At 71.0% G+C, this 11,217-nt stretch carries 11 protein-coding genes; 5 read left to right on the forward strand and 6 right to left on the reverse strand.

The features are described from left to right. Positions 1-975, reverse strand: a complete 975-nt coding sequence (locus ACH35V_RS23045) for an amidohydrolase family protein (RefSeq protein ID WP_395975025.1) — start codon at positions 973-975, stop codon at positions 1-3. A gap of 284 nt (positions 976-1,259) precedes the next feature. Between ACH35V_RS23045 and ACH35V_RS23050 the strand changes: the two genes are divergently transcribed. Genes ACH35V_RS23050 through ACH35V_RS23070 form a run of 5 tightly spaced genes read left to right on the forward strand, consistent with a single transcriptional unit; the run spans position 1,260 to position 6,513 of the window. Next, positions 1,260-2,780, forward strand: a complete 1,521-nt coding sequence (locus ACH35V_RS23050; RefSeq protein WP_395975026.1) for an ABC transporter substrate-binding protein — start codon at positions 1,260-1,262, stop codon at positions 2,778-2,780. Between the two features lie 33 nt (positions 2,781-2,813). After that, complete coding sequence (locus ACH35V_RS23055; protein WP_395975027.1) at positions 2,814-3,773, forward strand: ABC transporter permease; 960 nt, start codon at positions 2,814-2,816, stop codon at positions 3,771-3,773. Beyond that, positions 3,770-4,657 carry an ABC transporter permease gene (locus ACH35V_RS23060; RefSeq protein WP_395975028.1) on the forward strand — a complete coding sequence of 296 codons (888 nt, stop codon included), beginning with the start codon at positions 3,770-3,772 and terminating at the stop codon, positions 4,655-4,657. Before ACH35V_RS23055 ends, ACH35V_RS23060 begins: the two co-directional genes overlap by 4 nt. After that, positions 4,650-5,729: an ABC transporter ATP-binding protein gene (locus tag ACH35V_RS23065; RefSeq protein ID WP_395975029.1), complete on the forward strand. Its 1,080-nt coding sequence runs from the start codon at positions 4,650-4,652 to the stop codon at positions 5,727-5,729. Before ACH35V_RS23060 ends, ACH35V_RS23065 begins: the two co-directional genes overlap by 8 nt. After that, positions 5,722-6,513 (forward strand): ABC transporter ATP-binding protein, encoded by a 792-nt coding sequence (locus ACH35V_RS23070; RefSeq protein ID WP_395975030.1) that lies wholly within the window; start codon positions 5,722-5,724, stop codon positions 6,511-6,513. Before ACH35V_RS23065 ends, ACH35V_RS23070 begins: the two co-directional genes overlap by 8 nt. A 45-nt stretch (positions 6,514-6,558) precedes the next feature. Here the strand turns inward: ACH35V_RS23070 and ACH35V_RS23075 are convergent, their stop codons facing one another. The 5 genes from ACH35V_RS23075 to ACH35V_RS23095 all read right to left on the reverse strand — a co-directional run bounded on the left by ACH35V_RS23075 (position 6,559) and on the right by ACH35V_RS23095 (position 11,022). Then, complete coding sequence (locus ACH35V_RS23075; protein ID WP_395975031.1) at positions 6,559-8,130, reverse strand: sulfatase; 1,572 nt, start codon at positions 8,128-8,130, stop codon at positions 6,559-6,561. A gap of 128 nt (positions 8,131-8,258) precedes the next feature. Further along, positions 8,259-8,501 (reverse strand): hypothetical protein, encoded by a 243-nt coding sequence (locus ACH35V_RS23080; protein WP_395975032.1) that lies wholly within the window; start codon positions 8,499-8,501, stop codon positions 8,259-8,261. A gap of 220 nt (positions 8,502-8,721) precedes the next feature. After that, positions 8,722-9,195, reverse strand: coding sequence for a carboxymuconolactone decarboxylase family protein (locus tag ACH35V_RS23085; RefSeq protein ID WP_395975033.1), 474 nt, complete (start codon positions 9,193-9,195; stop codon positions 8,722-8,724). An 88-nt stretch (positions 9,196-9,283) separates the two neighbouring features. Beyond that, positions 9,284-9,910, reverse strand: a complete 627-nt coding sequence (locus tag ACH35V_RS23090; RefSeq protein WP_395975034.1) for a hypothetical protein — start codon at positions 9,908-9,910, stop codon at positions 9,284-9,286. Between the two features lie 32 nt (positions 9,911-9,942). Beyond that, positions 9,943-11,022 (reverse strand): OmpA family protein, encoded by a 1,080-nt coding sequence (locus ACH35V_RS23095; RefSeq protein ID WP_395975035.1) that lies wholly within the window; start codon positions 11,020-11,022, stop codon positions 9,943-9,945. Positions 11,023-11,217: the final 195 nt, after the last annotated feature.

The raw sequence follows: 11,217 nt of genomic DNA on the forward strand, positions 1-11,217 counted from the left end.
TCAGAGCTTGAGGACGCGTTCGGCGTTGCGGTGGGCGATCTTGGCGCGGTCGGCGGCGCAGATCGGGGCGCCGTCGAGGAACCGCACGGCGACGTCGGTGCGCTCGAAGGGGTAGTCGACGCCGAACATGATGTTGTCGGCGCCGACCGCGGCGATGGCGCCGGTGAGCGCCTCCGCCGAGCACACCCCGGTCGTGGTGATCATGACGTTGCTCTCCAGGTACTCCGACGGCCGCTTGCCGAGCCGCAGCGTCATGAACTCGTACCGGGCGTCCAGCCGGGCCTTCTGGAACGGCAGGAACTCGCCCATGTGGCCGAGGACGAGGGTCGCGCCGGGAAAGTCGTCGAAGACGCCCGCGTAGATGAGGCGGAGCGCGTGCGCCGCGGTCTCCGCCGCCCAGCCGAACGTGGGGCCCTTGAGGTACGGGTGGCCGCGGAAGACCTGCCAGTCGTCCTGCGGCGGGGCGCCCGGGTGGAGGTACAGCGGGACGCGCAGCTCCTCCAGCCTCTCCCACACGGGACGGAACTGCTTCTCGTCGAGGTACTGGCCGAACGTGTGCCCGTTGACGAGGGCGCCGTTCAGCCCTAGCTCGCCGATCGCCCGGTCCAGCTCGGCGCGGGCGGCGGCCGGGTCCTGGAGGGGGAGCGCCGCGAGGCCCGCGAAGCGGGTGGGGTGGGCTTCGATGGTCGCGGCCAGGAAGTCGTTGGCGGTCCTGGCGTTCGCGATCGCCGTCGCGGTGTCGCGCTCGGCCTGGATCCCGGGGGCGGTCAGGGACAGCACCTGGACGTCGATGCCGTGCGCGTCCATGTCGGGGATGCGGAACTCGGTGAAGTCGGTGAGCCTGCGGTTCCAGCGCTCGACGGCCTCCGCCCGGTAGTGCGGGTTCCCCACCATCCTGCCGACCTCGGAGCCCATGCCGGGCAGGGAGAACGCCTCTTCGAGGGCGATCCTCCTGAGCTTGCCGTTGTTCGTCATCGCGCCGCCGTCGCCCTCCGTGCCGATCGTCGCCCGGTCCCCGTGCGTGGACGGCCAGTATGAAGATGAATTTAGAATTAGTAAACCCTCGAAGGCGGCCGGACTGGGCTTCCGCACGAAGGTTGACGCAGTCAACGAACTCGGGGCGAGACCGAAGCCGCCCTAACCCTTGCCCGTCACCAAAAAACTGAGTATAAAATCACTTTCAGGGAATCGACTGGCCATCACCGCTGGTCGCACCCCATGGCGCGGGATCTTGTCCAGAGAGAATCGGTGGTCGGGACATGAACAGACGGACGGCGATCGCGGCCGCGGCGGCGGCGCTCCTCGGGCTGACGGCCGCCTGCGGCCCGAACGAGGGCGGGACCAAGTCGGACGACGGGGTGCTGAAGGTCGGCGCCACCTTCGCCTCGACCACCCTGGACCCCGCCCGGCTGCCCCTCCGGCAGATGGCCATGTACACCGCTCCCCTGTACGACTCGCTGACCCTGCTCGGGTCCGACGAGAGCGTGCAGCCGCTGCTCGCCACCAAGTGGACGCCGGGCGACGACGCCGAGGGCCCCTACCTCGACATGACCCTGCGCACCGGGCTGAAGTTCCCCGACGGCACCGCGTTCACGTCCAAGACGGTCGCCGCCAACGTCAAGCGCTCGCAGACGCTCAAGGGGAGCACCAACGCGCCGCAGCTCGCCGGGGTGACCGTCGAGGAGCGCGGCGCCACCGAGGTCAGGCTCCGGGCGAAGAGCGGGGTGGGGGCGCTGCCGCGCATCCTGTCCGGCACGGCCGGGCAGATGATCTCCGACAAGGCGATCGCGGACGGCGCCGACCTGACCCGCACGCCGGCCGGGATCGGCCCGTTCACGCTCCAGCGCGTCCAGGCCAACCGGGTCGTCTACACGGCGAGCAAGAACTACTGGGACGCGAAGGCCGCGGCGGCCGGGTCGCTGGAGATCGCCTACCTCGCGGACGACGCCAAGCTCAACGCGGTCCGCTCGGGCGACCTGGACGTCACCATCCTTCCCGAGAAGATGGTCAAGCCCGCGGAGACCGCCGGCTACAAGATCGAGCGCAGCATGGGCTCGGAGAACTACACCTTCTCCTTCAACACCGCGATGAAGCCGTTCGACGACATCCGGGTCCGCCGGGCGGTCAACTCCGCGCTCGACCGGAAGGCGATCTGCCAGGGCCTGCTGGACGGCAAGTGCGAGCCCAACGGGCAGTTCTTCGGCGCCGGCACCAAGGCGTACGCGCAGGGCGTGGACCTGAAGCTCGTCCCCTACGACCTCGCGAAGGCCAAGTCGCTCGTGGCGGAGGCCGGGGCGACCGGGGCCAAGGTCGAGATCGTCACGGTGGCGGGGAACCAGGTGTTCGAGCAGCTCGCGACGATCGTCCAGGAGCAGCTGAAGAAGATCGGGCTGAGCGCGTCCGTGGCCGCGGTGGCGCCGCCGCAGGTGGTGAGCCGGTTCACGGCGGAGAAGAACGTGGCGATGGCGTTCGGCGCCACCGGGAACGCGTTCGACCCGTCCGACACCCTCGACCGGTACGGCCTCGCCAAGGGCCTCTACAACCCCGGCGGGCTGAAGAACGACAAGGTCGAGAAGCTGGCCAAGGACGCCCTGAAGGAGACGGACCAGGCCAAGCGCATGGCGATCTACCAGCAGATCTCCAGCGTCATCATCACGGAGGGCATGCTCCTCGTGCCGGTGCTGACCCCGGAGACCGCCTACGTCATCGCGCCCGGCGTCTCCGGCTGGAAGGCGCCCTGGGCGCCGTCGTTCCCCTCGTTCCGCGGCGTCAAGGGGTGATCGGATGCCACCGACCGTCCGGGGAGTGACGCCATGGCGGCGCTGATCGTCAAGCTGGTGGCCAGGCGGCTGCTGGCGGCCGTCCCGATCCTGATCGTCGTCACGTTCGCCACCTACCTGATGCTGTTCTCGATCGGCGACCCGGCGTCGGTGGTCGCCGGGGAGAGCGCGACGCCGCAGCAGGTGGAACAGGTCAGGCAGGACCTGGGGCTCGACCGGCCGCTGGCGGCGCAGTACCTGTCGTGGCTCGGCGACGCGGTGCGCGGCGACCTCGGCGAATCGCTGCACCACCGGGGCTCGGTCACCGCCCTGATCGGGGAGAACCTGGCGCCGACGCTGCTGCTGTCGCTGCTGGCCATGGTGATCGCCGTGGTGACGTCGGTGCTGATGGGCTCGGCGATCAGCATGCGTCCCGGCGGGCTGCTGGACCGCGTCCTGCGCGGGGTCGCGGTCCTCGGGATCGCGATCCCCAACTTCCTGGTCGGGCTCATGCTCATCCTCGTGTTCGCGGTGTGGCTGCCGTGGCTGCCCGCGGGCGGGTACCGCAGCCCGTCCGAAGTGGGTCTCAGCGACGCGCTCTGGTACCTGCTGCTGCCCGCGCTCGCGCTGGCGCTGTCGCTGATGTGCCAGCAGATGCGGACGTTCCGGGCCTCGCTGGTCAAGGAGTACGGCGCAGACTACGTCGGGACGGCCCGGATGAAGGGCGTCTCGCGGCGAGGCATCTTCTTCCGCCATGTCAGCCGCAACGCGTCCGCGCCGCTGGTGACGGTGATCGGCCTCGAGGTCGGGGTGCTGATCACCGGGGCGCTGCTGGTGGAGGTCGTGTTCGCGATCCCGGGCATCGGGACGCTGACGCTGGACGCCGTCCGCGGCCAGGACTTCCCCGTCGTGCAGGCGCTGGTGGCGCTGTTCGCCCTGGTCGTGCTCGGCGCCAACCTCGTCGCCGACCTGGTCGCGTCCTGGCTCAACCCCGAGGCGAGGAGCCGGTCATGAAGGGTGCCGTCGTGGAAGCGGCCGGGCCCGCGAAGGCGGCCCCGGCGGACGCGGGCCGCCGGAGGCGGCGGACGCGGGGGCTGCGGCGGCTCGGCTGGGGACGGTGCGCCGCGCTGGGCTTCGTCGTCCTGTGCCTGCTCGTCACCGTGCTGGTGCCGTTCCTGCCGGTGGCCGACCCGTCCCGCCAGGACGTGGGCCGGACGCTCGCCGACATGTCCGGCGACCACTGGCTCGGCACCGACCAGCTCGGCCGCGACCTGTTCAGCCGGCTGCTGTGGGGCGTCCACACGTCGATGCTCGCCGCGCTCACCGCGCTCGGCGTCGCAGCGGCCGTCGGGGTCCCCACCGGGCTGCTCGCCGGCTATCGCGGCGGCTGGATCGACGGGATCACCGGACGGATCGCGGACGTCGTCCTCACCGTCCCCGCCCTGATTCTCCTGCTGACGGTGCAGGCCGCGCTGCGCACCGGGATCCAGGGCCAGATGGTGACGCTCGGAGTGATCTTCGCGCCGCGGATCTACCGGGTGGTCAGGGCCGAGACGATGCGGCTCGCGGTCAGCCCGTTCGTCACCGCCGGGCGGATGTCCGGCTGCTCGCACACCCGGATCGTGTGGCGCTACCTGCTGCCCGGGGTGCGCGACCAGGTCGCCGTGCAGATCAGCTACCTGCTGGGCCTCGCGCTCGTCGTGGAGGCGGGGATCAGCTTCCTCGGCGTCGGCGTCCAGCCGCCCGGCGCGAGCCTCGGCACGCTGCTGACCGGCGCGTCGGCGATGCTCGCGTCCGAGCCGCGGGTGGTGCTCGTCCCCGCCGTGGTGATCACCCTGCTGATCCTCTGCCTGAACCTGCTCGGGGACGTCGAGGACAAGGAGGAGCGCCGTGACTGACCGCGCCGACGCCGGGCCCGCGCTCCCGGACACCGCGCCCGCGCTCCGCGTGGACGACCTCACGGTCGAGCTGGACCGGGCCCACTCCCCCGCCCAGCTCGTCACCGACGTGTCGTTCGACATCCGTCCGGGCGAGATGGTGGGGCTGGTCGGCGAGTCGGGGTCGGGCAAGAGCCTGACCGCGTCCGCGGTCGCGGGGCTGCTGCCGCGCGGCGTCCGGCTGGCCGGCGGACGGATCGAGCTGGCCGGGCAGGTGGTGGACGGCGACGGCGTCCGCACGCAACGGCGCGACTCGCTGGCGATGGTGTTCCAGAACCCGATGACCAGCCTCAACCCGTCGATGCGGGTGGGCGACCAGGTGGCCGAGGCGCTGCGGACGCGACGCAAGGGCATGTCCCGGCGCGACGCCCGCAAGCGGGCGGTCCAGATCCTGGACGACGTCGGCATCGACCGGGCGGCGGAACGGGCGCGGCAGTACCCGTTCGAGTTCTCCGGCGGCATGCGCCAGCGCGTCATGATCGCGATCGCCGTCGCCGGGGACCCGTCGGTGCTGATCGCGGACGAGCCGACCACCGCCCTGGACGTGACCGTCCAGCAGGGCGTGATGGACCTCATCGACCGGCTGCGCCGCGACCTCGGCCTCGCGATCCTGCTCGTGTCGCACGACCTGGCTCTGGTCAGCGAGCGCTGCGACCGGCTGCTGATCATGTACGCCGGAGAGCTCGTCGAGACCGGGAAGACCTCGGCCGTGCTCGGCGACGCCCTGCACCCCTACGTCAACGCGCTCGCCCGCTGCATCCCGGAACGCGCCATCGAGCTGGGGACCATCCGCTCCCTGCCCGGGTCCGTCCCGCAGCCGGGGCAGATCGCGTCGGGGTGCCGGTTCCTGCCGCGCTGCTCGTTCGGCGTCGACGCCTGCGCCGGGCATCATCCGCCGCTCGCGGAGCACGTCCCGGGCAGGAACGTCCGATGCCTGCGCGCCGGGGAGCCCGCCCTCGCCGAGGACCCGGAAGACCGGGTTCCGACGCCGGTCCCGACACAGGTCCCGATGGAGAAGGACGCCGATGCCTGAGGCACTGCTGGAAGTCGAAGCGGTCACCAAGACCTTCCGCACCGGCGGCTGGCCCCGGCGCGGCAAGCCGGTCGTCGCGGTCGACGGGGTCGGCCTCAGCATGGCCGCCGGGGAGTCGCTCGGGGTCGTCGGTGAGTCGGGGTCGGGCAAGTCGACGCTGGCGGGCATCATCTGCGGGCTCACCCGTCCGGACTCGGGACGGGTGCGGATCGCCGGGCGCGACATCCACGCGGGCCGCCGCGTCGACCGGGAGGTGTGGCGGACGGTCCAGATGGTGTTCCAGGATCCGTACACCTCGCTGAACCCCTACATGAGCGTCGAGGAGATCGTCGCGGAGCCGCTGCGGCTGTGGCGGGAGCTGCCCGCGGCGGAGGCGCGCAGGCGTGCCGTGGAGATCCTCGACCGGGTGGGGCTCGGCTCGCAGGTGGCGTCGCGGCGGCCGTCCAGCCTGTCGGGCGGGCAGCGCCAGCGGGCCTCGATCGCCCGTGCGCTCGCGGTCTCCCCCGAGCTGATGGTGCTGGACGAGTCGGTCTCGGCCCTGGACGTCTCCGTCCAGGCGCAGATCCTCCAGCTCCTGCTGGAGCTGAAGCAGGAGGAAGGGCTGTCCTACCTGCTGATCAGCCATGACATCAGCGTGATCCGGCTGGTCTGCGACCGGGTGCTGGTGATGAACAAGGGCGCGGTCGTCGAGGAGTGCACCGCGGCGGGGCTCACCGCGGACGCCGTGCAGCACCCGTACACCCGGCGGCTGCTGTCCGCGGTGCCCGAACTGGCGGTTGGCTGAGCGTCCGGGCCGGGCCTCTGATGCTCCGGCCCGGACGCCGCGTCGTCAGCCCATGGCCTGGGGACGGAGTCGCGGCTCGCGCTCCGGGGGCAGGTTCTCGTAGAGGTCGCGCACCAGCTTGGCCTTGACCTCGGCCACGGAAGGGTCGTCCCACCGGTTGACCCACTGGTAGGGGTCGTCGGCCAGGTGGTACAGCTCGCCTTCGCTGCCGTCGTAGGTGATCTCCCGCTCGGGCGGGCGCATCCCGAAGTCGGCGTACCGGTCGGCCTTCGGCATGCCGTACTCGCGGTCGGTCGGCTCGTACACGGTGCAGATCCAGCCGTCCTGGACGATCGTCCGCATCCGGTACCCGGTGTCGAGCTGGCTGTCCCACTCGACGATGGCGCGCTCGCGTCCCGACCCGGCGGCGAGCGGCAGCGGCTTCCCCTCCATCCAGTCCGGCACGGGCACGCCCGCGATCGCGCAGAAGGTCGGGGCGAGATCGATCTGGCCCACCGGCTCGGGGACCACCGCGGGCGCCGCGCCCGCCGACCGCGCCGGACGCCACACCATCGGGAGCCGCATCAGCGCGTCCACGTGGTAGGGGCCCTTGAAGAGGAGGCCCAGCTCGCCCTGGAACTCGCCGTGGTCGGTGGTCACGAACACGTCGGTGTCGTCGCCCCAGCCGCGTTCCTCGATCTTGGCTAGGACCTTGCCGAACGCCTCGTCCAGCAGCTCGTTCTTGGCGTGGACCAGCGCGTTCAGCTCCCGGATCTGGTCGTGGGTGAGGTCCGCGGGGACGAAGTCGCCGGGCGCGGCGTCGACGTTGGGCACGGAGCCGTCGTACCAGGCCAGCCAGTGCTCGGGACGGCCCGCCAGGATCTCCCTGATCCGCTCGTCGGACCCGGGGTGGCCGGGCGGGAGGTCGAGCTTGCGCCAGTCCACCCGGCCGACCTCGGAGGCGGGCACGTCCCAGGGGTGGTGCGGGTCGGGGAAGCTCATCCAGCAGAACCAGTCGTCGTCATCGTCCAGGGTGTCGAGCCAGGCCGCGGTCCGGTCGGCCACCCAGTCGGTGTGGTAGTGCTCGCGCGGCACCGGGTTGTGGGCCACGCCCGGCGCCCCGGTGTCGCCGCCCGGCGCCGCCGAGAAGATCCGCAGGAACCCGCCGGTCTCGTCGGGGTGCTCCTCGCGCAGCCAGTTCGCGTAGTGCGAGGCGCCCTGCGGGCCGTGCCCGGCGAACTCGACGTACTCGAAGCCGCGGTAGGGGCCGTGCTCGCCCGCGAGCGGGATCCGGTTCTGCTCCCATTTCCCGGACGGGTCCGCGATCGGCTCGAAGTGCACCTTGCCGATGAGCGCCGTGCGGTAGCCGCCGTCCCGCAGCACCTGGGCGACGCTGGGCGCGTCGTCCGGCAGCGGCACGCCGTTGGCGATCGCGCCGTGCGTCCGCGGGTACTGCCCGGTCAGCATGCTGGACCTGGCCGGGGTGCACACGACGTTCTGGCAGTAGGCCCGCTCGAACCGCACCCCCTCGGCGGCGAGCCCGTCGGTCACGGGGGTCCGCGCCACCTCGCCTCCGTTGCACCCGTACGCGTCGTACCGCTGCTGGTCGGTGGTGATGAACAGGATCCTGCGCCCCATGTGACTCCTCCGGGAACGTGCGGGCATGCGTCGGCGACTCCTGAAAATGATACTAACTTCAGAATTACTAAATCGCCATGCGTGCCCGGTCACGGGGCTGGTCCGGGGCCGGGAGCCGGAGGTGAAGGTCAGCTTGCGGCGAGGTCCCAGCGGCCGGCGGCGAGCTTCTCGCGGAGCTCCCCCGCGCTGCCCGCGTGGACGATGATGTGGGCCCCGCGGACGGCGGTCCACCGGTGGGCGTGCCGGTCGAAGATGATCCCCCAGCCGCCGGCGGTGCTCGGGTTGAACTCGGCTCGGACGATGGCCAGTTCGCGTTCGCACGTCGCCGCGTGGTCCTGCGATCCGGGGAAGCGGGTCTGATCGATGGCCATGAGCGTTCCTGGGGGTGGGAAGGCCAGTTTTTTGGACAACGTTTGGACATATCCTGACGTCGTCCCAGGTCGCTAGCCCAATCCCACTTCCCCATTGCGCGGAGGCTATGACCCGCCACCGGGAGTGATCACGCTCAGGCTACGCGGGCATGGAAAGGCCCCGCCGATCGGGGGCGCAAAACTCGGCGGGGCCTTGGTCTGGGGTTCGTCCGGTCAGCTCTCAGCCCCACTGACCAGGCTCGTAGTCACCGGCGGGCTGCTGGACGATCACGTTCATCCGGTTCCAGGCGTTGATCAGGGCGATCTCGGACACCAGGGCGGCGAGCTGGTCGTCGTCATAGTGCTTGGCGGCGTTCGCCCAGACCTCGTCCGGCACACCGCCGGCGGCGTCGGCGATGCGGGTGCCCTGCTCGGTCAGGTCCAAGGCGGCGCGCTCGGCGTCGGTGAAGACCTTGGCCTCCCGCCAGGCGGCGATCATGTTGATGCGCGCCGGGGGCTCCCCCGCATGCGCGGCGTCCTTGGTGTGCATGTCGACGCAAACGCAGCAGCCGTTGATCTGGCTGGCGCGGATGTGCACCAGCTCCCGCGTCGCGGCGGGCAGCGAGGTGGTCCCCAGGGCCTTGCCCGCCGACTGGACGTACTTCATGAACTTCGCCGTGGTCGGATTGCCGTAGTAATCGATGCGAGCGTCCATCACGATCTCCTTGCCGTTTCAGCCGGTACACAAGGAGAGACGGAACGGCACGGCGAGATGTGACGTCCGTACGGAGGTAATGCGCTCCTCATCGCTGCACGGGGATGTTCGGCACCGGGTGGAAGGCGGGGATCTCCACGGTCACGTGGGTGGCGGTCGGGCTGATGACGAAGACCTGGCTCAGCGGGATCTCCTCGCCCTTGTAGAGCGAGCTGTAGTCGATGCCGGGCGGGGTCCGGTAGCACAGGCACCAGTTGTCGTGGAAGAGGGTCGCATGGCGCTCCCCCTCGTACACGATCCTGATGCCGGACGGCTGGACGACCGATTCCCCCCAGCGTTCGGACGCGGCGAAATCCCCCGGCCCGATGCTGTCGGAGCCGTCGCTCTCGTTGCGCAGGGTCCAGTAGAGGACGCCGAGGCCCTGCCCGTCCGCCTTGAACCCGTTGATCTTCACGACGGCCCCGGTCCGGTCGGAGCCGTTGGAGTTCTTCGCCTCGGCGGGGTTGAACTTGGCCTCGGCCAGCACGGGCAGCGTCGGCCGCCCGGCCGGCCCGGCCGGCGCGGGAGACCCCGGAGAGGGTGCCCGGCCCTGAACGGGAGCGACGGCGCCGTCCGCCTGGGCGGGGGCGGCGTGCAGGGCCGGGCCGGCCAGCAGGAGCAGGGCGGCGAGGAACGCGGTCATGGGACGGCGGGACATGCGGATGCTCGCTTTCATCGGGCGGACGGCCTGCTTCGCTCGCGCGGCCCTCATCGTGCGAAGCCGATCGTGACGCGCCGGTTGCGCTTGCGGTTCTCCTCGGTGTCGTTGTCCGCCACCGGATCGGCCGAGCCGTGCCCCGTCGCCTTGTAGGTGATCCCGGGCTTGGTGACCAGCGGCGCCAGCGCCCGCTGCACCGCCTGCGCCCGCCGCTGCGAGAGCGGGACGTTGATCGCGTCGTTGCCGGTGTCGTCGGTGTAGCCGTCGATCGTGACGACGGTCGCCGACTTCGACGCGTTGATCTGGGACGCGACTTTGCGCAGGACGTCCTGCGCGCGCGGGTTCAGGTCCGCCTTGTTGAGGGCGAACAGCACGTCCGCGGACAGCCGCACCTCGACCTTCTGGTCGTTCTCGGTCTGTTCCCTGCTGCCGTCCAGGGCCGCGGACTCGTCGGTCAGCGGGACGATCTCGGGACCGTCCAGCGCGACCTTGGCGGGATCGCGCTCCTGCTGCCCCGCGGGCGCCGTCACCGGACCGGGCCGGTCCCCGATCGGCACGTTCATGAACGGCGGGGTGTTGGGCACCAGCAGCATCACCGTCTTCACCGGCGGCACCGGGAAGTTGACGAAGTACTCGATGCTCTTGCCCGGCCGGATGAACATCCCGTCCGCACCCTCGATGGAGCAGGCGCATTGGCCGTCCGCGCCCCACCACGGGTAGTAGCGCTTGCGGTTGACGCCGTCGATGAGCGTGACCCCGGACAGCGAGGACTTGGGGTTCCGGCGTCCGCCGAGATCGGACTGGCTGAACAGGAACGAGCCCTCCGAGCCGGTGTGGGTGACGCGCAGGCGGGCGGTGACCGCCTTGCCGGACGTCTTGTCGAGCGAGAGCAGGTCGACCCGGACGGGCTTGGTCGCCAGGATCCACTGCGTCATCCCCGTGGCCGGCAGCTTGCCGCCACCGCCGCCGTTCCCCTTGCCACCGCCGCCGTCGCCGCCTCCGTCCCCGTCCTCGCCTCCGAACAGGGAGCAGCCCGACAGCAGGACCGTCCCGGCCACCGAGAAGGCGGCCAACCGCCGCAGGGGCCGCAGGCGGGGGCGCCGGGAACGTTGCGGGGATCGGCGGAGCATTCATGCACCTTTCACAGGGATGCGACTGGCGGAATTGCGGACATGCGGCACCTAGGCGAGTTTGCGTGACCACCCGCTCTCGGTCCGTTCTGGTGGTTTACGCTGTGCCGCGTTGTGCAGCAAGGGGGGCCAAAGCTGCACAACCCCTAATGGACGCGGTGAAGCCGGAAACCGACGAGAGAACCGGGAGTGGCC

It is taken from the genome of Actinomadura sp. 1N219 (assembly GCF_044326405.1).
Lineage (GTDB): Bacteria > Actinomycetota > Actinomycetes > Streptosporangiales > Streptosporangiaceae > Spirillospora.